Below are 21,634 nucleotides of genomic sequence, written 5' to 3'. Positions count from 1 at the left end.
ACACGCGCCCTCAGGGCGGATCGAACCGTCCTGCCCCAGTGCGCAACACTATCTCGGGTCTGCGACCGGTGGCTGCCACACGGGGAGGAGGCCGGAGGCCGCAGCAGCCTCCAGTGTCGGAGCGTCCGCGTCCTTCGCGGACAGGATCGGCGTCAGCGTGCGACCGTCCCGTCCGAGAGTCGGCCACTCGATGCCGATCATGGGGTCCATCGGGTCGATACCGTGCTCGCGCCCGGGCGAGTACCCGGTCGAGCACAGGTACATCACGGTTGAGCTGTCCTCGAGGGAGATGAACGCGTGGCCGAGTCCCTCGCCGATGTAGATGGCACGCCGGTCGACGTCGTCGAGAAGCACCGAGTCCCAGACACCGAACGTGGGCGAGCCGACGCGGATGTCGACGACGACGTCGAGGACGGCCCCCGAGGGGCACGTGACGTACTTCGCCTGTCCCGGGGGGACGTCGGCGAAGTGCAGGCCACGCACGACCCCCGCCTGCGAGACGGACCAGTTGGCCTGGGCGAGCTCGAGGTCGTGCCCGACGGCCTCGCGGAACGCGGAGCCCTTGAAGTACTCGAGGAACACGCCGCGGTCGTCAGCGAACGACGTCGTGGTGATCTCCCACGCGCCTGGCACCTTCAGCTCTCGATACTGCATACCCACTCAGCTCCCAGATTCGTCTTCACAGCCCGATGAAGGCAGGATATCGGGCGACGAGCGTCACCAGAACGTGCACATCATGGCATGTACGCACTGACGACGATGAGCTGACGACGGATCTGGGGAACATCATGCGATGGACAGTCACGGGTGCCACGGGCATGCTCGGCACGGATCTCACCACGCTCTTGCGCGAGCGCGGTGATGACGTCGTGGCGCTGGGTCGCAGCGAGCTCGACATCACCGACCCGGGTGCCGTCGAGGCAGCGATCGAGGGTGCCGACGTCGTGGTCAACTGCGCCGCCCACACGGCCGTCGACGCAGCCGAGGATCACGAGAGCGACGCCTTCCTGGTCAATGCTGTCGGACCGTCGACCTTGGCACGGGCGACGGCGGCGCGCGGACAGCGTCTGGTCCACTTCTCGACCGACTACGTGTTCGACGGGGACGGACGCTCACCGTACGAGGAGGACGCACCGATCAGACCTCGCTCCGCCTACGGGCGGACGAAGGCTGCGGGCGAGTGGGCGATCCGGTCGCAGCAACCCGACCACCTCATCATCCGCACCGCGTGGCTCTACGGGGCTTCGGGCCCCTGTTTCCCCAAGTCGATCGCCAACGCCGCGAGCACACGTGACACGCTCCAGGTCGTCGACGACCAGGTCGGACAACCCACCTGGACCCGCGACCTCGCCGACCTCGCCGTTCGTCTCGTCGTCGCCGACGCGGTGGCGGGTACGTACCACGGGACGTCCCGTGGCTCGGGCTCGTGGTTCGACTTCGCACAGGCCGTCGTGAGCGCTGCCGGACGTGATCCGAGGATGGTCGAGCGGACCACGAGCGACGCACTCGCCCGCCCTGCACGCCGTCCGCCGTACTCCGTCCTCGGTCACGACGCCCTCCGCGCCGTCGGCGTCGAGCCCATCGGGGACTGGCGGGAACGCTGGGCGGCAGCAGCCCCCCAGGTGCTCGCCCGATCCTGAACCGGTCTGGTCCAGTTCGCTAGGCTGTCAGTCAGCCCCCCTCACGCACCAGGAGATCTCATGCGTCTGCTCGTCACCGGCGGAGCCGGGTTCATCGGCTCCAACTTCGTCCACCAGACTGTCCGCGAACGCCCCGACGTCGAGGTCACCGTGATCGACGCCCTCACCTATGCGGGAGACAAGACATCTCTCGATCCGGTCGCGGACTCCGTCCGCCTCGTCGAGGGCGACATCACCGACCGCGACCTGGTCGACCGTCTCGTCGGGGAGAGCGACCTCGTGGTCCACTTCGCTGCCGAGTCGCACAACGACAACTCGCTGCACGACCCGTGGCCCTTCGTCCAGACGAACCTCATCGGCACCTTCTCGATCCTCGAGGCGGTGCGCAAGCACGGCGCCCGGTACCACCACATCTCGACCGACGAGGTCTACGGTGACCTCGAGCTGGACGACCCCGCGAAGTTCACGGCCGAGACCCCGTACAACCCGTCGAGCCCGTACTCGTCCACCAAGGCCGGCAGCGACCTGCTCGTGCGCGCGTGGGCTCGCTCGTTCGGGATCCAGGCGACGATCTCGAACTGCTCGAACAACTATGGGCCGTACCAGCACATCGAGAAGTTCATCCCGCGACAGATCACCAACCTCATCGACGGCGTCAAGCCTCGCCTCTACGGCAAGGGTGAGAACGTCCGCGACTGGATTCACGTCGAGGACCACAACGCAGCCGTCTGGACGATCATCGACAAGGGTCGCGCTGGTGAGACGTACCTCATCGGGGCCGACGGCGAGAAGAACAACCTCGAGGTCGTCCATGCGCTCCTCGAGGCCTTCGGGCTCGACGCGGACGACTTCGACCACGTGAAGGACCGTCCCGGACACGACATGCGCTACGCCATCGACTCGTCCAAGCTCCGCGACGAGCTGGGCTGGCGCCCGCGATACACGGACTTCGACGAGGGCCTGCGCGCGACGGTCGAGTGGTACCGCGCGAACGAGTCGTGGTGGCGACCGGCCAAGGCTGCGACGGAAGCCAAGTACGCGGCAGCCGGTCACTGAGACGGACGACGACACGTGCCGAGCGGCACGTGTCGTCGTCTGGACGAGCGCTGGTTCGACGAGGCTGGTGATCAGTGACCGGTGTCAGCACTCTCGAGGAGACCCAGCAGGTACGTTCCGTACCCCGACTTCACGAGCTTCTCAGCCCGCTCACGGAGCTCGTCGTCGGAGAGGAACCCACGACGCCAGGCGATCTCCTCCGGGGAGCCGATCTTCAGCCCCTGCCTGCTCTCGACGGTACGCACGAAGTTCGAGGCGTCGGTCAGCGAGTCGAACGTTCCTGTGTCGAGCCAGGCGGTCCCGCGCGGGAGAACCTCGACCTGGAGCGTGCCCGCCTCCAGGTACGCCCTGTTCACGTCGGTGATCTCGTACTCGCCACGAGCCGACGGCTTGAGATTCTTGGCGATCTCGACGACGTCGTTGTCGTAGAAGTACAGCCCAGGCACCGCAAAGCTGCTGCGTGGGTTGGCAGGCTTCTCCTCGAGGGAGATCGCCTTGAAGTTCTCGTCGAACTCGACGACGCCGTACGCCTGCGGGTCAGCAACCTGGTAGGCGAAGACGGCCCCGCCGACGATGTTCTCGAACCGCTGGAGCCTGCTGCCGAGGCCCGGGCCGTAGAAGATGTTGTCTCCCAGCACGAGCGCGGAGGGTTCAGAGCCGACGAAGTCCGCCCCGAGGACGAAGGCCTGGGCCAGACCGTTGGGCTCCGCCTGCACGGTGTACGAGATGCTGATCCCGAACTGCGACCCGTCTCCGAGGAGTCGCTCGAACTGCTCAGCGTCGTGAGGGGTCGTGATCACGAGAACGTCGCGGATGCCCGCGAGCAGCAACGTCGAGAGCGGGTAGTAGATCATCGGTTTGTCGTAGACGGGCACGAGCTGCTTGCTCACTCCGAGTGTGATGGGGTGCAACCGCGTGCCGGAACCGCCGGCCAGAATTATCCCTCGCATGGAAGCACAGTCTGCCTCAAGAAGTCACGACAACCCAACGCACCGCGGGCGGGACGAGATCTCCTCAAGGTCAGACTGATAACATCACCCGGGCATCAGCAGGACCAGACGTAGGGAGAGGAACGCCCGAGGGCGGACATCGAATGAGTGACACCCACCGCACGATGAGCGCCGAAGACCACTCCTCAGCGGACGGCGCAGCCCCCGACGTCGGCGGCACCTCCGGCACGGCCGACCGCACCACCAAGACCGGTGCGGTCTCCCGCGCACGCGCAGCCCAGACCTGGCTCTTCGGACTCCACCCCGTCATCCAGTGGACTCTCGTGTCTCTCGGCTTCGTGCTCCTCGCCGGGGTCCTTGCCGCGAAGTACATCCCCGCACACCCCGCCATGTCACGCGCGGACGAATGGGTGTACATCGACGCGGTGGACAAGGCGTCGCACGGCGAGATCACGCGGATGGGTGCGTTGATCGACGAGTACTCGCTCGAGCTCATCTCCTGCCGCGGCATCGAGCTCTTCGGCCCGATGGGCTCTCCGTGCGAGGGCCCCATCGTGCAGTCCGAGTACCCCTACGAGGGGGGCAGGACGTCTGCCGACATCCACTCACCTGTATACTTCTTCATCACCGCCTGGACGGCGAAGCTCATCATGCCCGTCCTGGACATCTCCGACCTGCTGACGGGCGCTCGTCTCACCGGCGCGATCTGGCTCGGACTCGGACTTGCAGCGACAGTCGCGCTGGCGCGCAACCTCGGCGCATCGCGGACGGCGTCGGCCGCTGTCGCGTTCATGCTTCTCGGCTCGACGATGGTCCGCTGGACGAACACCTACGTCACGCCCGATGCTTTCAACATCCTGGCCGGCGCCCTCCTCGCGCTGGCGGCAGTCAAGTACGTCCGGAGCGAGTGGCGAGCCTGGCCGCTTCTCGTCCTGTCGGGCATCGCGGTGGCGATCAAGGCGCAGAACTTGTTCGCGGTCGGTCTCGCCGCCCTCGTCCTCCTCGTCATCGCCGTCGTCAGGTGGCGTGACGAGTCCGTCGACAGCAAGCGGATGATCGGTGTCGGCCTCGGCGCGGGCGTGATAGCCGTCGTCGTCCAGGCCGGATACCTCAAGCTCCGCGAGGTGTGGGCTATCGGTGAGGTACCGATCATCGATGCTGTGCTGACCGTGGACCCCTGGACCGCCTACTCCCAGACCACGGTCTTCATGGAAGGGATCATCCTCGGTCCCGACCAGGGGTGGCTCCCCGGCCTCAATGCCGCTGCGACCACCGGTGCGCTGCCGAGCATCATGCCGATCCATGTCAGCTGGCTCCTGATCGGTGGGCTCATCGCCGCGTCGCTGTTCGTCCGCAATCTCACTCTCATCCAGTCGGTCTTCGCACGTTCGACCTTGTTCGCGCTGCTCTTCGGCGCTCCGCTGCTGTACGTCGTGCTCTTCTTCGTCAACGGACAGACCTTCGCGCTGCCCCAGCGGTACGGCGTCGTCCTCCTTCCGGCCTTCGCCGTGGTCACGGCGATCGTCGCCGACAGGCGATGGGTCGCGTGGGGGCTGCTCGCGATCGGCGTCGCGACCTACGGCGAAGCTGTGGTCCACTACTCCCTGCGATGACGCCGTCCATCACGGTCGTCGTCGTCAACTGGAACGGAGGTCCGCTCCTCGCGACGTGCCTCAAGAGCGTCGTCGACGAGTCGCACCGCTGTGCAGAGACGACTGGTCGAGACGTCGAGATCGTCGTCGTCGACAACGGTTCGCGCGACGGCTCTCAGGACGTCACCGGCACGTATCCGGGGGTGCGACTCGTCCAGCTCCCCGACAACCGCGGGTTCGGGGCCGGTGTCAACGTCGGGATCGCCCGGTCGACCGGGGACTACGTCGTGCTCGTGAACAACGATGCCGTCGTCTTCCCGGGGTTCCTCGATGCCCTGGCACGACCGCTGGACCTCGACGACCAGGTCGGCGCCGTCACGGGACTCGTCCTGCTCGCCGGGGCCTTCGCACCGGGGCCCGGCGACGGCACCAGGACGTTCCGCGGGCGAGGACCGACCGTCTGGCACCGACTCCCCGCAGGCGCGAAAGGTCGACGGCTCGTCAACTCCCGGGGCAACACCGTCTCGCGTTCGGGAAACGGAGCGGACGTCGGCTGGCTCGAGCCGATCGACAACGACCCCCTCGTCCCCGCCGAAGGCTCGACCACCACACAGGTCTTCGGGTTCAACGGCGGAAATGCAGCGCTTCGACGCACCGCGCTCGTCTCGGTCGGTGGCTTCGACGAGAGCCTCTTCATGTACTACGAGGACACCGACCTCTCCTGGCGACTGCGACACCGCGGCTGGGACGTGCTCCACGCACCAGGAGCCGTCACCGACCATCAGCACTCCGCGAGCTCGGGTGCCGACTCCACCTTCTTCGCCGTCCACAACGCCCGGAACCGGCTCGTCGTCGCGCTCGTCCACGGGCCCTGGACGATGGTCCTGCGCGCCTATGGCCGCACGCTCGTCCGGCTCGCTCGAGGACCACGGCGCGGCCCGACAGCCACAGCACTCGCGCAGGCCCTCCGTCGTGTCCCGACCGACGTGCGACGGCGGCGAGACCTCGCCCGGCACGCAACCGTGCCGATCGAGAGCATCACCCCCCTGCTCGAAGACGACTGAGTCCCGGTCGTCCCCTGCAGCACCACTGAGAGGATCCACGCATGTCGCTCCCCCACGGGGCACATCCCAGCGACAATGCCGCAGCGCTGTCCGTCGCCATGGTCGTCGAGCAGTGCTGGCGCCCGGCTCCGGGGGGCTCCGGCCGGTACATCGTGGAGCTCGCCACCGAGCTGGCGCGTTCAGAGGACGTCACGCTGCGCGGCGTCGCCGCACGCCACCCGACTCCCCCACCCCTCGGCCTTCGCCCTCCGCTACCGATCGATCACTCCCGTCTGCCGTCGCACCTGCTCGTCCGCGCCTGGGACCGCCTCGGACGTCCCCGCGTCGAGGACATCGTCTCCGGACCGACCGACGTCGTCCACGCCACGACGTGGGCGCTGCCGGCGACCGAGCGGCCGCTCGTCGTGACGATCCACGACCTGGCTTTCCTCAGGTTCCCCGAGCACTTCACGCCGCGTGGACGTTCCTACTTCACGCGTGCGGTGGCCAGAGCGAAAGAACGTGCGGACGTCATCCTCGTCCCGTCCGAGGCGACGGCGGCGGACTGCTACGAGAACGGCTTCGACCCCGACAGGGTGCGGGTCGTCCCGCTCGGTCTCACCACCATTCCCACGACGGCCCACGACGTCGCCGCGTTCCGTGCGCGCCACGGGCTGCCGGACCGGTTCGTCCTGTGGTGCGGAACCCTTGAGCCGCGCAAGAACCTCGACGGTCTGCTCGCCGCGTTCGCGCAGGTCGCGGACGGCGACGGGGACCTCGACCTCGTCCTCGTCGGCCCGCCCGGCTGGGGCGCCGAGGCCGCCCCGGTCGCGGAACGTCTCCGGCCCCGCGTGCACACCCTCGGGTTCCTCGACGACGCCGACCTGCACCTCGCGTACGCCGCGGCAGCCGCATTCGTGTTCCCCTCGCACTGGGAGGGCTTCGGTCTGCCCGTCCTCGAGGCGATGGGCCACGGGATCCCGGTCGTGACATCAGCCAACTCCTCGATGGCGGAGGTCGCCGGGTCCGCGGGCGTGCTCGTCGACCCCTCAGACCCGGCAGCGATCGCCGACGGCATCCGTACGGCCGTCGGCGCCGACCGTTCTCGACTCGCAGCCCAGAGCCTCGACCGCGCTCGCGACTTCACATGGCGGCGGACCGCCGAGGCGACTCGAGCCGCCTACGAGGAAGCGCTCGCGTCGCCCGGCCGATAACGGTCTCGAGTACCGGACCCGCTAGTATCGACCTCGCTCCCCCCACGCTGTCCCGCTGTGCGTCGTCCCGCCCAGCGGTAAGAAGGAAGTGCACATGTCGGAGACCGCATCCGTGAACCGTATGAAGGCTCTCGCCGAGCTGGAGCTCAAGCCTGTGGGAGCCCAGCCCGGGTTCTTCCGGGGCACGATGGCGTCGGTCCGCGACATCGTCGGTCACCGCGAGCTGCTGGGTCTGCTCATCAACCGCGAGCTCCGGGCGCGTTACAAGGACAGCTCGCTCGGCTTCATCTGGAGCCTGTTCAAGCCGATCACCCAGATGATGATCTACTACCTGGTGCTCGGCCAGTTCCTGCAGATGGCCCGAGGAATCCCGGAGTTTGCGATCTTCGTGTTCTCGGGCCTGACGATCTGGACCCTGTTCAACGAGATCGTCGGCGGAGGAACAGGTTCCATCGTCGCCAACTCCGGCCTGGTGAAGAAGGTCTACCTCCCCCGCGAGATCTTCCCGCTCGCCACGGTCGGGTCGTCACTGGTGAACTTCGCCATCCAGTTCGGCGTGCTCCTCCTCGGCACGGTCCTCGTGCTCGACCTCCCACGAGGGACGAACCTCGTCTACGTCCCTCTGGCGATCGTGCTCGTGGTGGTCTTCGCGACGGCGCTCGCCCTGCTCATGTCAGCGCTCAACGTGTACCTCCGAGACGTCCAGCACCTCATGGAGATCGTCATGATGCTGCTGTTCTGGGCCTCGCCGATCGTCTACGGCTACCGCTACGTGTACGAGTTCTTCGGCAGCGGCTGGCTCAACGAGCTCTACCTGGCCAACCCGGTCACCCTCGCCGTCCTCGCCTTCCAGCGCGGCATCTGGGTCGCCGGCGCGGACCAGCCCTTCCCGGACCACATGTCCCTGCGAATGCTCATCGCGCTCGCCGTCTCGATCGCCCTCCTCTGGATCAGCCAGCGCATCTTCGCGCGGCTCGAGGGCAACTTCGCTCAGGAGCTCTAGAACTGATGCCCACCCCCACGATCATCCGCGCGACGGACGTCTCCAAGCAGTTCTCGCTCCACCAGGACAAGTCGCTCAAGGAGCGGGTCTTCAACGTCCGCCGACGCAACGAGCACGTCGACTCCTTCTGGGCGTTGAAGAACATCGACCTCGAGATCACCGCCGGCACCACCGTCGGGCTCGTCGGAGCGAACGGTTCGGGCAAGTCGACCCTTCTCAAGGTTCTCGGCGGCATCATCCAGCCGACGACAGGAACGGTCGCCACCCGTGGCCGCATCGCCGCCCTCCTCGAGCTCGGTGCCGGGTTCCACCCGGACCTCTCCGGCCGCGAGAACATCTATCTCAACGCATCCATCCTCGGGATGTCTCGTGCGGAGACCGACCGCCAGATGGACGAGATCATCGCGTTCTCCGGCATCGAGAGCTTCATCGACACCCAGGTGAAGTTCTACTCCTCCGGCATGTACGTGCGCCTTGCGTTCTCGGTCGCCATCCATGTGAGCCCGGATCTCCTCCTCGTCGACGAGGTGCTTGCCGTCGGTGACGAACCGTTCCAGCGCAAGTGCATGGACAAGATCCGCAGCTTCCAGTCCGAGGGCGGGACCATCCTCCTCGTCAGCCACTCGGCGGACCAGATCGGCGAGCTCTGCGACCGGGCGGTCCTCCTGCGCAAGGGGGACATGCTCTACGACGGCGAGCCCAAGCTCGCGCTCCGTGAGCTGCGCGCCGGGTACGAGGAGGACCGGGTGGAGGAGACGGTCGACGCCGAGCACCCCGCGGGCGACCCGCTCGCCCGCATCGAGAAGGTCGAGATCCTCGGTTCCGACGGGCGCGCGGTCGAGGAGATCGAGACAGGCGACGACATCACCGTGCGGATCCACGTGAACCCCCGTGAGCCGATCCCCGGCTGGATGGCTGCAGTGTCCATCGAGACGCACCTCGGGCAGTCGCTCTTCCGGTTCAACACCCAGACCGTGGACCTCGACCTCGGTCCGTTGTCGTCCGCACGCACCGTCGAGTTCCGGCTGCCGAACGTGCTCCTGGGTGAGGGTCGCTACTTCATCAACGTCGGCATCGGTGACGCGGCTGGAGCCACGATCGACCGGCTTCCTCAGGTCGCCACCCTCGTCGTCCAGGGCCGCTACGTCGGCACGGGTGTTCTCGGGATCTCACCGACGATCCACCTCTCCTGACAGTTCTCGGCCCACGACGGTCGATCAGACCGGCGCGGCGCTCCCGTCGCCGATGACCACCCGTGGTACCCCGGCCCAGACGGCAGGGTCCGTCACACGCCGCCCGTCGACGAGGAGCCGGAGGCCCGGCACCTCGGCGGGAGTGACCGTCCTGTACTCGGCGTGGTCGGCCTGAACGAGGGCGACGTCGACGCTCTCGCCATAGTGGTACGCGGCGAACCCGAGGCGTTCCAGCTCTGCGTCCGTGTACATCGGGTCGTGGACGAGCACGGTGGCACCACGCGTGCGCAGCGCCTCGACCGTCGTGAACACACCGGAGAACGCCGTCTCCTTCACTCCCCCGCGGTACGCGGCGCCGAGGACCGCGACGCGCAGCCCGTCGAGGGAGCCGAGCAGCGACTCCGCCTGAGCGACGATCCGCTCGGGCACGGCGGCGTTCACAGCGCGCGCCTCGCGCACGATCGACGCGTCGGGGTCGACGGAGAGGTACAGGCGCGGGTAGACCGGGATACAGTGCCCACCCACGGCGATGCCCGGTCGGTGGATGTGGCTGTACGGCTGGGAGTTGCAGGCGTCGATGACCGCGTACACGTCGATGCCGACCTTCTCCGCGAACGCCCCGAACTGGTTGGCGAGCCCGATGTTCACGTCCCGATAGGTGGTCTCAGCGAGCTTCGCCATCTCGGCAGCCTCCGCAGAGCCGAGGTCCCACACACCGTTGGCGCGAGGCAGGTCGGGTCGCTCGTCGAACTCGAGGACGGCCTCGTAGAACTCGCGAGCACGGCGGGCGCCCTCGTCGCTGAGCCCACCGATGAGCTTGGGGTACTTGCGCAGGTCCGCGAAGACGCGACCGGTGAGGACGCGCTCCGGCGAGAAGACGAGGTGGAAGTCCGTCCCCTCCGTCAGCCCGGAACCGGCCTCCAGCATCGGCTTCCACCGGCCGCGTGTCACGCCGACCGGGAGCGTCGTCTCGTAGGAGACGAGCGTGCCGGGCGTGAGGTGCTCGGCGAGCGACGCCGTCGCGGCGTCCATCCAGCCGAAGTCGGGCGCCGCCGTCTCTTCGTCGACGAACAGCGGGACCACGAGCACGACGGCGTCGGCGCCCGGGATCGCGTCTGCGTAGTCGGTCGTGGCACGGAGCCTGCCTGCGGGGACGAGCGCGGCGAGCTTCTCCCCGAGGAGAGCCTCGCCCGGGAACGGCTCGGTCCCGGAGTTGACGAGGTTCACCACCGTCTCGTTGACATCCACCCCGACCACGTCGTGGCCCTGGTCGGCGAACTGGACGGCGAGGGGGAGGCCGATCTTCCCGAGAGCCACTACGGCGATGCGCACAACAACCTCTGTTCGTCAGGTCTGGTGGGACGGTCGAGCTGAGCAGCCCCCACTCTAGGGCAGCGGTGCCGGTCGGCCGGCGCCTGTGAGGAGCCGTGCGACGATCCGGTCCCCCACGAGCGCGTCCGTCTCGAAGGACAGCTCGCCGCTCGCGACGTCGGCCGCGGCCTTGGCCCCCCGGATCGCAGCGGCATCGAGCGTGCGGAGCGACTCGACGCATGCTGCGACGTCGAAGCCGTCGCTCACGACACCCAGGCGGTGGCGCTCGACGAGGCGCGCCATCTCGACGCTCGGGCCGACAGCGATCGCGAGGCGCGCCTGCACGTAGTCGAAGAACTTGTTCGGGAGCGTGAAGCGGGCATTGGTGTGGGTCGGTGGGATCCAGAAGACTCCCACGTCGTACGCGTTGAGCCTCGCAGGCAACTCGCCCGGCGCGACGGGGTCACGAAATCGCACCCTGTCGCAGTCCTCTGCCCGGTCCTTGAGCTCCTGGAGGTAGCGGCCACCGTCACCCCCAGGGAGGAGATAGAGATCGAGCGTGTACCGCTCCCCGAGCTCGCGCGTCACGTCGATCATCGTCTCCAGGCTCCGCCCGTGGATCGCGGCCCCGCTGTGCACGAGCCGGACCGTGCCCGCGTCGACCGGACCGGGCCGCAGGTCGAGGTACGGCGACGAGTTGCGCATGACCTCGGCCGAGACGCCGAAGTGTTGACCGTAGAGGTCGGCGATCGAGTCGCACACGGTGGTCACGGCCGCGCTCCGTGGGAGGTACCTCTGGCACAGGTGAGTCATGAACGGGGCTACGAGGAGCCGCCAGGACCGCACGTGCGTGCGCTCCTCGGGTGCCCACTCGTGCATGTCGGCCCAGACCGGGGCGCTCGAGCGCTCCGCGACCGCGTGAGCGAGCCCCAGGACCCGTGCGTCGTTCGCGACCACGACGTCGAACGTCCGACCTGCGAGCACCTCGAGCGCATACCTGACCGCGGGTGCAGACAGCTCGGCCGCGGCGTGACGGCGCAGCGCGAGGAGGACGACTCCCCGTGGGGTCTGGGGCAGGGTCGCAGCACCGTCGGGGATGCGCAGATGCTCGTCCGCGCCTTCGGGACGCGGTCCGAAGCCGATCGTCGTCACGTGCCCGCGGCGGGCCAGGACGCTGACCTGGCGCAGGACCCTGGCGTCGGAGTGGATCGGGGAGAGCGAGACGCACAGGATCCGTGGGCGGCTCTTGCCACCTGGTGTCTGCGCAGTGCCTGCTGTGCTCGTGGTGCTCACGCGTTGTCCCCCGCTCGTCGACGTCCCAGCAGATTCTCCACCGCATCCAGCCACGGCGCCGAGAGTCGCTCGGCGCTCAGCGCGTCGGCTGCACGATGGCTCGCAGCCTTGAAGTCGGTGACCGCTTCCGGTCGCAGCGTCGCGAGCGCACGGGCCGTGTCCTCGACCGTGAACCCGTCGGCCACGACACCCAGCCCGTGCTCGGTGACGATCCGTGCCATCTCGGGAGACGGCCCCACGACCACGGCGAGCCGAGCCTGGACGAACTCGAAGAGCTTGTTCGGCAACGCGTGCAGCAGGTTGAAGGTCGTCGGCGGGCAGACGAACACCCCGACGTCGTAGCCCGTGAGCACAGGCACGATCTCCTCGAACGGCACCGGGGGGAGCACCCGGACGACCCCACCGGCAGTCTGCGCGCGCTCCCCGAGCTCGGCGATGTACGAGGTGTCGCCCGGGGCGAGCACGAGGTCGAGCGTCACGGACCCAGGGCTACGAGACTCGGCGAGCGCGACCGCGTCGATCATCGTCTCCAGCCGCCGGGCTCGTCCGGCGATGCCGATGTGGACCAGCCGCACAGGGCTGCCCACCCGCGTCGGAGCGAGGTCAGGCCGGAAGGCCGCAGCGTTGGGTACGACGAGCGGACGGACGCCGAACGTACGCTCGTACTCGTCCGCGATCCCGGGCGCGACGGTCGTGGCAGAGGCGACGCTCCGGACCGTACGGCACGCCCACGTCATGAGCGGCCCGACGAGGAGCCTCCACAGGAGACGGTCTTCTCCTTGCCGCGGCGCGTACTCATGCAGGTCGCTGTGCACCCCTGCTCGTGGCTCGAGCGCGAGAGCGAGCGGAGCAGCGAGAGCGTCGTTCGCGACGACGACGTCCATCGACCCGGGCGGGAGCGCGTCGAGGACGAACGCGATCCGCGGCGAGCCGAGGTACAGCCGTCGGTGCAGGCGCAGCGCGAGGAGCGCCGGGCCGATGAACCGCCCGACGGGCCCCGGACGCCACGGGGCCAGCTCGTCGGGGACCCGGACGTGTCGGACGACGCCGTCCGGCGCAGGCCCGTACCCGCACGTCGTGACGTCCGCGACCGTCGAGAGGAGCCGCACCTGGCGCAGGACGCGCGGGTCACGAGCGATCGGCGAGAAGGAGAGGACGACCACGCTCGGGCGGGATCCCATCACCCGGCGAGCCTGTCTGCGTCGCTGCGCGACCGCACGTCGACGACCGGCTCGAGGTCGACCAGGGCGTCGTCCCACCGGTCCCCGAGCGCTCGCCGGTAGACGTCGAGGAGGCGGACGCTCTCGCCCTCCCACGTGAGCTCGGTCGCGGCACGGTAGCGCTCCGGGTCGGCGATGACACGCAGGATCGTCCGGGCCATGACGCGCGGCTCCTCGGACTCGAAGACTTCTCCGACTCCGTGCTGCTCGACGATCTGTCGGGTGTCCGGGAGGTCTGCTGCGACGATCGGCAGGCCACCGTGGATGGACTCGAAGAGCTTGTTCGGCAACGACCACCGATAGCTCAGGCACGTAGGGCGGACGAAGACGATCGATGCGTCGGCGTCGGCGAGCGCGAGCGACACCTCGTCCGAGGGCACCTTTCCGACGAAGTGCACCCGGCTCGCGACACCGTCGTCGCGGGCACGCGTCCGCAGACTGTCGACATACCCCGCTGCGCCGTAGCCGAGCACGACGAGATGGACGTCGTCAGGGAGCTCGACGAGCGCGTCGATCGTCTCCTCGAGGCCCCTGTTGGTGGTGATCCGTCCGCCGTAGGCCAGTACCCGGGATCCCGGTCCGAGGCCCGCCAAGGCGCGGAGGCGGCCCTCCTGGCGGTCTGTGGTGCGCTGTGCGGCAGGGGGGATGTTGCGGACGAGCACAGGCTTGTGCCCGAGACCGTAGGTCGTCTGCAGGTAGCTCGCGATGCTCGGCGAGACGGTGATCACGGCCGCCGCGCGGCGGATCCCACGACGCTCGATCCATCGCTCGACGTGTGTCGCGAGAGGTCGTCGACCTGCGACGTTCCGACGGGTCCACAGCTCGTGCGAGTCGTACACGAACGGCACCTGGAGCTCGTTCGCGATGGTCATCGCCGGGTGGAGGGTGTTCGCGTCGTTCGCGTGGACGACGTCGGGGCGCCACTGCGACGCCGCGTCGGCGGCGCTGCGCCAGTAGGACCACAGGACGACCGCGCTCAGAGGACGCAACGCGAGCCGTCCCGCTCGGGAGCGGAGGATGCGATCGGGCAGCGCCGTCTTCGGGGCGGGCGGTGCCGCGGCCACAGCAGGCTGCGCAGACTGAGATGCCGTCGTGACCTCCGACGTGGGTCCCGCCGCGCCGCGACCGCGACCCACGTCCTCGGTCGCGCGGGTCGCGACCGGAGCAGGACCGCCGGAGAACCGCCGGTAGGCCCGTGCGAGCGGGGCCAGGTGGTGGAAGAGCTCGAACGTCGACAGCCGCTCGAGCACGACGCCGCTCTCGAGCCGCCACACTCCCGCCGGGTAGCCTGCCGCGGGCCGCGCGATGGCGAAGATCCGGACGTCGGCGCCCGCCTCGACGAGTGTCGCGGCCGACTTGAGCACCCGGGTGTCCGAGTGACAGTCGTTGTAGACGAGCACGGCGACCCGCGGTCTGCGCGCGCGCAGCACCGGTCCCCGTCTCTTGTCGTCCACGCTCCTCTCCTGATCGAGGTCGTGATCTCTCATGTGACTCCCCCTGCTGTGGTGCGTGGTACCTCGTGCGCGGTCAGGCCAGCGAGCGCGGCCTGGTGGGCGAAGTCGGGCACGGCTGCCACGACCTCGTCGAAGGTGCCGTGGGCGACGAGCTCGCCGTCGCGCATGAAGCACACGATGTCGCTGTGCCGGATGGTCGAGAGGCGGTGCGCGACGACGATGAGGGTCAGCTCGCCCCGCAGCTCGGTGATGGCGCTCGTGACGGCCGCCTCGGTACTCGTGTCGAGCGAGCTCGTGGCCTCGTCCATGATGAGGACGAGCGGGTCGGAGTAGAGCGCTCGGGCGATGCCGAGCCGCTGGCGCTGGCCGCCCGAGAGTCCGAGCCCCCGCTCGCCGACAGGTGAGTCGATGCCCTTGGCGCGTGCCTCGATGACGTCGAGTGCCTGGGCACGCCGCAAGGCGTCGCGCACGCGGTCCTTGTCGACGAGGGCGTCGTCCCACTCGAGGGCGACGTTCTGGGCGACCGTGGCGTCGAAGAGCGAGACGTCCTGGGGGACGTACCCGACGCGGGAACGCCACGAGTCGAGGGCGAGGACCAGCGGGGTGCCTCCGACGCGCAGCTCGCCGCCCGACGGCTCGAGGAGGCCGAGGACGATGTCGACGAGCGTGGACTTGCCGGAACCGGACGCACCGACGAGGGCGACGGAACGCCCGAACGGGATCCGCAGGGTCACGTCGCGGACTGCCGGCGTGACCCCGGTCGGGTAGGTGAAGGTCACCTCGTCCAGGTCCAGGTATGCCGCGTCGTCGGGGACGGGCAGCTGGACCGGCCCGTCGGAGCGGGCCGTGAGGTACCCCTGCCCGCGGCGGATGTCCTCGATGGCGGTCTGGGCGAACGGGAGGGCTGCGGCGGTCTGGGACATGATGCCCTGGAACCGGGTGAGCGACGGGATGATGCGGAAGCCGGCGACGCCGAAGAGAGCGACAGAGCTCAGCGCTCCCGTGGACCCACCCGTGAGATAGCCGATCCCTGCGGCGATGCCGAACCCCCCGATGAGCGCGGCCTCGAGGACGTACCTGGGGACGACCGCGAGGAAGGACATGTTGGCACGGGCCTGCGAGCTCTGCTGGCGCACACCGAGCACGAGCTCGGCGACCGAGTCCGCCTTGCCGCGCAGGGTGATCTCCTTGAGCGACTGCATCATCTCGCTGAGCAGGCGGGCCGAGCGGGTCGAGTGCGACCGGTTGACGCGTCCCGCCTGGACCGACTTCCTGAGCACCCACCGCAGAAGGACCGCTCCGATGAGCCCGAAGTACACGACGGTGGCGAGCGCCATCGCGGGTGCGGCGATGACGAGGACCGTGAGGACGGCGATGAACGTGCAGAGCTCGCCGGCGAGCATCGCGAACGGGATGAGCACCCCGGACACGGTCGTCGCGACGCCGACGTCGGTCGAGCGCACGAGCTCGGTGGAGTTGCGCTGGAGCCTGTCCGTCCACGGCGAGGCGAAGAAGCCGCGGAGGAGCTCACGGCTGATCGCGAGCTCGAACTTCGCGAAGCGGCGCGTCGCGAACCACTGGAGGCTGATCTGGAAGACGGACTTCGCGACGATGAGGACGCCGACGGCGATGAGGATGTTACGGAAGTCGGCCGGCTCGGAGAGCGTCCCGAGCACGGGAAGCGTCACCGACGTTCCGGCGATCATGGGTGCGAGGCACAGCGCCAGGAGACCGAGGGCCACGACGTCGAGGATCGAGGAGGCGCCCGAGAGCAGGGCGAAGGTCACGAGGAACCGGCTGCTGCCCTCGGGGAGGACGGGAAGGATCTCCCGCACGGTGCGCCACAGAGCAGACATGCCGCGAGCCTACCGGTCGGCTGCCGCGGTCACGACGCGCGCAGCCTCGCGGGCGACCCCCGCGAGGGAGGCGTTCTCGGCTGCCCAGGAGGCCAGGCGTGCGCGTCGGTGCTCCCGTGTCTCGGCGTCCGAGGGACCACGGTCGGCCACCGGCTCCGTCTCGAGGTCGTGCGCCTCGAGGGCGGCGAGCATCGCGCCGGCGACCGCCTCGTCGTCGTAGTCGACCGCGCGTCCGAGCTGCTCCTCGGCGACGAGCGTCCGAGCCGGGCCCACCCCCGCGTAGAGGGCCGGTGTCCCGCACGCGACCGAGGCGTAGATCTTCGTCGGGAAGGAGAAGTCGTACCCACCGCCTGGACGCACGCTCGCGAGGCTGGCCACCGCGCCGCGGAGCCAGCGGGCCACCTCCTGCGGCGGCGCCTGGGGCAGGAACGTGACGGTACCCGTCGGCAGGCTCGCGCACTCGGCGGCGATGGCCGCCTTCTCGGCGCCCTGCCCGATGAAGACGAGCTGCGCTCGAGGGTCGGCGGCGTGGACCGTGAGCATCGCCCGCGCGAAGATCCCGGCGCCGTGCACCTCGGAGGCCGTCCCGGCGTAGACGAAGTACGGCACGCCCGAGCGCGCGTCGGAGCCCGCGTCGTCGCGTGCCGGCAGGACGACCGCGTCACCCTCCGCGCGGAACGCCTCGATGTCGATGCCGTTGCCGACCTCGTGGACCCCGTCCGAGACGCCGAGCTCGGCGAGCCGGCGGGTGACACCCGCGGAGACCGAGAGGATGGCCCGCGCCCCGCGCCATGCCCAGCCCTCGACGGCGCGCACGACCCGCACCACGACGGCCGGGGCGCTCGTGGTGCCCACGGCGTCGCCGAGGATGTCGCAGGCGTAGTAGACGTACGGCGTCCGCCGGACGGCGCACGCGAGCCGCACCATGAAGCCGGTCGTGGGTGGCGGCTCGTTGACGACGACGTCGACGCCACGGGCGAGCAGCACCCGGAAGAAGACCGGGACGTCGAAGGACATGTACTGCAGGTATCCGCGCACATAGCCGTCCGCGTCCCGCAGCACCGGCCAGCGCCGGACCCGCACGCCGGCACGGGTCCCGTCGGGCGTCCCCGCCGTCGCGGGCGGCAGCCGGGTCGTGAGCACCATGACGTGCGCCCCGGCGTCGTCGAGGGCGTCCGTCAGGGCGCGGAGCCGGAACGACGCTGCTGCCGGCTCGGGCGCGAAGATCCTGCTCACGACGAGCACACGGACCATGGGACGCTCGACCAGGGGCATGAGACGAATCTACCTGCGCCTGCCGGGTGCCACGCTCTCGGGCGAGACGTACCGTGTCAGTCGTGGCAGACGAGACGACGGCCGGCCGGACGAACGACCGCACAGCCGAGCAGCGGACCATCCTCGCCATCGCCGTGCTCGCGTCGTTCGTCGCCTTCCTCGACGGGACGGTCGTCAGCGTCGCGCTTCCCGCGATCTCCGCCGAGCTCGGCGGCGGGCTCGTCGTCCAGCAGTGGGTCGTGGACGCGTACCTCATCACGCTCGGCGCCCTGATCCTCGTCGCCGGGTCGCTCTCCGACCTCTACGGGAGGCTGCGCGTCATGCGCCTCGGCCTCGTGGGTTTCGGCGTCACGTCCGTCCTCATCGCCGTCGCCCCGACCGCCGAGGTGCTCGTCGTCGCGCGCGGTCTCCAGGGCGTCGCCGGCGCACTGCTCGTCCCGAGCTCGCTGGCTCTCCTCACGAGCACGTTCCGCGACGCGGCTCAGGCACGGGCGATCGGATCGTGGACCGCATGGACGAGCGGCGCCGCGCTGGCCGGCCCGGTCGTCGGCGGGCTCTTCGTCGACCTGCTGTCCTGGCGGCTCGCGTTCCTCGTCAACGTCCTGCCCATCGCGGTGACGCTCTACCTCATGACCCGGCTCGAGATGCGCGACGTGCGCCTGCCGGGAACCCACGTGGACTACCTCTCGACCGTCCTCGCCGTCGTCGGCCTCGGCGGCCCGGTCGTCGCCCTCATCGAGCACGAGCGGCTCGGGTGGAGTCACCCTGCCGTCTGGGTCCCGCTCACGGTCGGTCTCCTGGCTGCCGTCGCCTTCCTCGTCCGTCAGCGGGTCGCAGCCCAGCCGATGCTCCCGCTGGACCTCTTCCGCGCACGCAACTTCTCGTGGGGCAATGCCGCGACGGTCTTCGTGTACGGCGCGCTCTCGCTGTCCGGCTTCGTCATCGTCGTGTTCCTCCAGGAGCACGCCGGGTACACCGCCACCGCGGCCGGGCTCGCGATGGTCCCCGCGACCGTCGTCATGGTCGCCCTCTCCTCGGCGGTCGGCCGCTGGAGCGGGACCCTCGGCCCGAGGCTGTTCATGACGGCGGGCCCGATCGTCGCCGGCGCGGGCTTCCTGCTCCTGCTCGGCATCGGCGACGACGTCGACTACCGGACGCAGGTGCTCCCTGGCGTCCTCGTCTTCGGTCTCGGGCTGACGCTCACGGTCGCTCCCCTGACCTCGGCGATCCTCGGCGCGATCGCCCCGAGCCGGTCCGGCATCACCTCAGCCGTGAACAACGCCGTGTCCCGCGTCGCCGGGCTCGTCACGGTCGCGCTCCTCGGTGTCGTCACCGGCGGCGCGCTCGACCCGGCAGGCTTCCGGCGAGCGATGATCGTCTCGGCTGCCTTCATGGCCCTCGGTGGGATCGTCTCCTGGATCGGGATCAGACGCCCAGCTCGATGAGGCGCCCCGTCCGCGCGGACGTCACCATCGCCTCGGCGACCCGGAGCGTCTGGAGCCCCTCCTCGAGCGTCACGACGTCGTGGCGGATGCCCAGGACGGCGTCACGGAACGCCTCGTGCTCGACCCGCAACGGTTCACGCTTCGCGAACGCGTAGCGGATGACGTCGCCTTCCGAGACCCCCCGGAAGGCCGCGATGGAGTCCCACTCGGTCGCGATCGTGCCGTTGGCGTAGAACGTCAGGTCGGCACTCGCGGTGTCCACCACGAACGTCCCGCGCTCACCCGTGACGATCGTGACTCTCTCCTTCATCGGCGAGAGCCAGTTGACGGTGTGGTTGACGATGACGCCGTTCGCGAGCCGGCCGGTCGCGAGCACCATGTCCTCGTGCTCGCGACCGCTGCGGTAGGCGACCTGCGCCGAGATCGCCGCGTAGTGGCTCTGCGCGACCCAGGCCGTGAGGTCGATGTCGTGCGTCGCGAGGTCCTTGCCGACTCCCACGTCGGCGATCCGCGCAGGGAACGGACCCTGGCGGCGAGTGGCGATCTGGTAGATCTCCCCCAGCTCGCCGGCGGCGAGGCGCCTGCGCAGCTCCTGCAGCGCCGGGTTGAAACGTTCGATGTGCCCGACAGCCCCCACGAGCCCACGCGCCGCGAACGCTGCGACGACGCGCTCACCGGCCGCGGACGTGTCCGCGATGGGCTTCTCGATGAGCGCGTGCACACCCGCCTCGGCGAGCGCCAGGGCGATCGCCTCGTGGTAGACGGTCGGGACCGCGACGACAGCGGTGTCGATTCCGGCAGCGATGAGCGCCTGGACGTCCTGGAGGACGGGGAGCGAGCCGGCGACCCCGTGCGGGTCCCCTGCCGGGTCGGCGACCGCGACGAGCTCGACACCGTCGATCTCGCGCAGCACCCGCGCATGGTGGCGGCCCATCGCGCCGACGCCGATGAGACCTGCTCGGAGGGTACGGTCCGCCATCATGCGCCTGCCTTCACGGTGGACTCGACGGCGCTGACGATCCGTTCGAGGTCGCCCGGTGCGAGCGAGGGATGGACGGGCAGCGAGATGACCTGCTGCGCCGCTTCTTCGGTCCGCGGCAGCTCGAGGCCGGGCGCGTAGGGGGCCAAGGACGGCAGCCGGTGGTTGGGGATCGGGTAGTAGACCCCGCAGCCGACCCCGTGCTCCTCGCGGAGCGCCTGGACGATCGCGTCGCGGTCGTCGGCGACCCGGATCGTGTACTGGTGGTAGACGTGCGTCGCGCCCTCCTGGACCGGCGGGGTGGTCACACCGTCGACGGACGCGAGGCCCGCGTCGAGGAAGGCGGCGTTCGCACGACGCTGCTCCGTCCATGCGCCGACCTTCGTCAGCTGGACGCGACCGATCGCGGCGTGGACGTCCGTCATGCGGGCGTTGAAGCCGATGACCTCGTTGGAGTACTGGACCTCCATGCCCTGGTTGCGCAGCAGCCGGACGGTACGGGCGATCTCGTCGCTCGCGCACGCGACCATCCCGCCCTCGCCCGAGGTCATGTTCTTCGTGGGGTAGAGGCTGAACATCGCGAAGTCGCCGAAGGAGCCGACGGGGGCGCCGTCGAGCTGCGCACCGTGCGCCTGCGCGGCGTCCTCGAACAGCAGGAGTCCGTGCTCGTCCGCGATCGCGCGCAGCGCGTGCATCGCTGCCGGGTGCCCGTAGAGGTGGACGGGCATGATCGCGCGGGTGCGCGGCGTGATGGACGCGCGCACCGCCTCGGGGTCGAGACAGAAGTAGTCGGGCTCGATGTCGACGAAGACCGGGGTCGCGCCGGCGAGCGCGACCGAGTTCCCGGTCGCGGCGAAGGTGAACGACGGGACGACGACCTCGTCGCCCGGACCGATGCCGGCAGCGAGGAGGCCGAGATGCAGACCGGAGGTCCCGGAGCTCACCGCGACGCACTCCCGCCCGCCGACGAGCTGATCGCCGAACTCCGCCTCGAACGCCTTGACCTCGGGGCCCTGAGCGATCATCCCGCTCCGCAGGACCCGGTCGACGGCCGCGCGCTCGTCGTCGCCGATGATGGGCTTGGCGGCGGGGATGGGTGGGAGACTCACG

At 69.5% G+C, this 21,634-nt stretch carries 18 protein-coding genes; 8 read left to right on the top strand and 10 right to left on the bottom strand.

The features are described 5' to 3' along the window. Positions 1 to 48: 48 nt before the first annotated feature. A complete protein-coding gene (gene rfbC / locus ABKW26_RS02335) occupies positions 49 to 654 on the bottom strand; it encodes a dTDP-4-dehydrorhamnose 3,5-epimerase (RefSeq protein WP_348590807.1) in 606 nt (201 codons plus the stop codon). Between the two features lie 134 nt (positions 655 to 788). Between rfbC and rfbD the strand changes: the two genes are divergently transcribed. Next, positions 789 to 1,640 (top strand): dTDP-4-dehydrorhamnose reductase, encoded by an 852-nt coding sequence (gene rfbD / locus ABKW26_RS02330; RefSeq protein ID WP_348590806.1) that lies wholly within the window; start codon positions 789 to 791, stop codon positions 1,638 to 1,640. 60 nt (positions 1,641 to 1,700) lie between these two features. Continuing rightward, positions 1,701 to 2,696 (top strand): dTDP-glucose 4,6-dehydratase, encoded by a 996-nt coding sequence (rfbB, locus tag ABKW26_RS02325; protein ID WP_348590805.1) that lies wholly within the window; start codon positions 1,701 to 1,703, stop codon positions 2,694 to 2,696. Between the two features lie 71 nt (positions 2,697 to 2,767). Here the strand turns inward: rfbB and rfbA are convergent, their stop codons facing one another. Further along, positions 2,768 to 3,646 (bottom strand): glucose-1-phosphate thymidylyltransferase RfbA, encoded by an 879-nt coding sequence (rfbA, locus tag ABKW26_RS02320; RefSeq protein ID WP_348590804.1) that lies wholly within the window; start codon positions 3,644 to 3,646, stop codon positions 2,768 to 2,770. A gap of 143 nt (positions 3,647 to 3,789) precedes the next feature. On the opposite strand from rfbA, the gene ABKW26_RS02315 reads away from it, so the two are divergent. The 5 genes from ABKW26_RS02315 to ABKW26_RS02295 all read left to right on the top strand — a co-directional run bounded on the left by ABKW26_RS02315 (position 3,790) and on the right by ABKW26_RS02295 (position 9,691). Then, complete coding sequence (locus tag ABKW26_RS02315) at positions 3,790 to 5,259, top strand: hypothetical protein (RefSeq protein WP_348590803.1); 1,470 nt, start codon at positions 3,790 to 3,792, stop codon at positions 5,257 to 5,259. Beyond that, positions 5,256 to 6,302 carry a glycosyltransferase family 2 protein gene (locus tag ABKW26_RS02310; protein ID WP_348590802.1) on the top strand — a complete coding sequence of 349 codons (1,047 nt, stop codon included), beginning with the start codon at positions 5,256 to 5,258 and terminating at the stop codon, positions 6,300 to 6,302. Before ABKW26_RS02315 ends, ABKW26_RS02310 begins: the two co-directional genes overlap by 4 nt. Positions 6,303 to 6,343: 41 nt before the next feature. Beyond that, positions 6,344 to 7,495 carry a glycosyltransferase family 1 protein gene (locus ABKW26_RS02305; protein WP_348590801.1) on the top strand — a complete coding sequence of 384 codons (1,152 nt, stop codon included), beginning with the start codon at positions 6,344 to 6,346 and terminating at the stop codon, positions 7,493 to 7,495. Positions 7,496 to 7,589: 94 nt separating this feature from the next. Then, positions 7,590 to 8,498 (top strand): ABC transporter permease, encoded by a 909-nt coding sequence (locus ABKW26_RS02300; RefSeq protein ID WP_348590800.1) that lies wholly within the window; start codon positions 7,590 to 7,592, stop codon positions 8,496 to 8,498. Between the two features lie 5 nt (positions 8,499 to 8,503). After that, positions 8,504 to 9,691, top strand: a complete 1,188-nt coding sequence (locus ABKW26_RS02295) for an ABC transporter ATP-binding protein (protein ID WP_348590799.1) — start codon at positions 8,504 to 8,506, stop codon at positions 9,689 to 9,691. Positions 9,692 to 9,715: 24 nt separating this feature from the next. On the opposite strand, the gene ABKW26_RS02290 is transcribed toward ABKW26_RS02295, so the two are convergent. Genes ABKW26_RS02290 through ABKW26_RS02265 form a run of 6 tightly spaced genes read right to left on the bottom strand, consistent with a single transcriptional unit; the run spans position 9,716 to position 18,100 of the window. After that, positions 9,716 to 11,023, bottom strand: a complete 1,308-nt coding sequence (locus ABKW26_RS02290; RefSeq protein ID WP_348590798.1) for a nucleotide sugar dehydrogenase — start codon at positions 11,021 to 11,023, stop codon at positions 9,716 to 9,718. Positions 11,024 to 11,077: 54 nt separating this feature from the next. Then, complete coding sequence (locus ABKW26_RS02285) at positions 11,078 to 12,295, bottom strand: glycosyltransferase (protein WP_348590797.1); 1,218 nt, start codon at positions 12,293 to 12,295, stop codon at positions 11,078 to 11,080. Then, the gene (locus ABKW26_RS02280; RefSeq protein WP_348590846.1) at positions 12,292 to 13,476 is read right to left on the bottom strand and encodes a glycosyltransferase family 1 protein; all 1,185 of its coding nucleotides are present in this window, start codon (positions 13,474 to 13,476) and stop codon (positions 12,292 to 12,294) included. Before ABKW26_RS02280 ends, ABKW26_RS02285 begins: the two co-directional genes overlap by 4 nt. Continuing rightward, entirely contained in the window at positions 13,476 to 14,969 is a 1,494-nt protein-coding gene (locus tag ABKW26_RS02275) for a glycosyltransferase (protein WP_348590796.1), read from the bottom strand. Before ABKW26_RS02275 ends, ABKW26_RS02280 begins: the two co-directional genes overlap by 1 nt. 29 nt (positions 14,970 to 14,998) lie before the next feature. After that, positions 14,999 to 16,825 (bottom strand): ABC transporter ATP-binding protein, encoded by a 1,827-nt coding sequence (locus tag ABKW26_RS02270; protein WP_348590795.1) that lies wholly within the window; start codon positions 16,823 to 16,825, stop codon positions 14,999 to 15,001. 9 nt (positions 16,826 to 16,834) lie between these two features. Continuing rightward, positions 16,835 to 18,100 carry a glycosyltransferase gene (locus tag ABKW26_RS02265; protein WP_348590794.1) on the bottom strand — a complete coding sequence of 422 codons (1,266 nt, stop codon included), beginning with the start codon at positions 18,098 to 18,100 and terminating at the stop codon, positions 16,835 to 16,837. A gap of 62 nt (positions 18,101 to 18,162) precedes the next feature. On the opposite strand from ABKW26_RS02265, the gene ABKW26_RS02260 reads away from it, so the two are divergent. Continuing rightward, entirely contained in the window at positions 18,163 to 19,545 is a 1,383-nt protein-coding gene (locus ABKW26_RS02260) for an MFS transporter (RefSeq protein WP_348590793.1), read from the top strand. Here ABKW26_RS02260 and ABKW26_RS02255 read toward each other — a convergent pair. Both ABKW26_RS02255 and ABKW26_RS02250 read right to left on the bottom strand, forming a co-directional pair. Beyond that, a complete protein-coding gene (locus ABKW26_RS02255; RefSeq protein WP_348590845.1) occupies positions 19,526 to 20,524 on the bottom strand; it encodes a Gfo/Idh/MocA family oxidoreductase in 999 nt (332 codons plus the stop codon). The genes ABKW26_RS02260 and ABKW26_RS02255 overlap by 20 nt on opposite strands. Next, positions 20,524 to 21,633: a DegT/DnrJ/EryC1/StrS family aminotransferase gene (locus ABKW26_RS02250; protein ID WP_348590792.1), complete on the bottom strand. Its 1,110-nt coding sequence runs from the start codon at positions 21,631 to 21,633 to the stop codon at positions 20,524 to 20,526. The genes ABKW26_RS02255 and ABKW26_RS02250 overlap by 1 nt, the downstream gene beginning before the upstream one ends. Position 21,634 lies beyond the last annotated feature (1 nt).

Origin of the sequence: Sanguibacter sp. 25GB23B1, from assembly GCF_040012415.1 — a bacterium.
Taxonomy (GTDB): Bacteria; Actinomycetota; Actinomycetes; order Actinomycetales; family Cellulomonadaceae; genus Sanguibacter.
The sequence above is the reverse complement of the archived record's forward strand: the minus strand, read 5'-3'. Positions and strand labels throughout refer to the sequence as shown.

Excerpts from the sequence above, each read along its gene's own strand:
- ABKW26_RS02295 (WP_348590799.1), top strand. The coding sequence starts at position 8,504 with ATGCCCACCCCCACGATCATCCGCGCGACGGACGTCTCCAAGCAGTTC.
- rfbC (WP_348590807.1), bottom strand. The coding sequence starts at position 654 with ATGCAGTATCGAGAGCTGAAGGTGCCAGGCGCGTGGGAGATCACCACG.
- rfbB (WP_348590805.1), top strand. The coding sequence starts at position 1,701 with ATGCGTCTGCTCGTCACCGGCGGAGCCGGGTTCATCGGCTCCAACTTC.
- ABKW26_RS02305 (WP_348590801.1), top strand. The coding sequence starts at position 6,344 with ATGTCGCTCCCCCACGGGGCACATCCCAGCGACAATGCCGCAGCGCTG.
- rfbA (WP_348590804.1), bottom strand. The coding sequence starts at position 3,646 with ATGCGAGGGATAATTCTGGCCGGCGGTTCCGGCACGCGGTTGCACCCC.
- ABKW26_RS02300 (WP_348590800.1), top strand. The coding sequence starts at position 7,590 with ATGTCGGAGACCGCATCCGTGAACCGTATGAAGGCTCTCGCCGAGCTG.
- rfbD (WP_348590806.1), top strand. The coding sequence starts at position 789 with ATGCGATGGACAGTCACGGGTGCCACGGGCATGCTCGGCACGGATCTC.
- ABKW26_RS02315 (WP_348590803.1), top strand. The coding sequence starts at position 3,790 with ATGAGTGACACCCACCGCACGATGAGCGCCGAAGACCACTCCTCAGCG.
- ABKW26_RS02270 (WP_348590795.1), bottom strand. The coding sequence starts at position 16,825 with ATGTCTGCTCTGTGGCGCACCGTGCGGGAGATCCTTCCCGTCCTCCCC.
- ABKW26_RS02265 (WP_348590794.1), bottom strand. The coding sequence starts at position 18,100 with ATGCCCCTGGTCGAGCGTCCCATGGTCCGTGTGCTCGTCGTGAGCAGG.
- ABKW26_RS02280 (WP_348590846.1), bottom strand. The coding sequence starts at position 13,476 with ATGGGATCCCGCCCGAGCGTGGTCGTCCTCTCCTTCTCGCCGATCGCT.
- ABKW26_RS02310 (WP_348590802.1), top strand. The coding sequence starts at position 5,256 with ATGACGCCGTCCATCACGGTCGTCGTCGTCAACTGGAACGGAGGTCCG.
- ABKW26_RS02255 (WP_348590845.1), bottom strand. The coding sequence starts at position 20,524 with ATGGCGGACCGTACCCTCCGAGCAGGTCTCATCGGCGTCGGCGCGATG.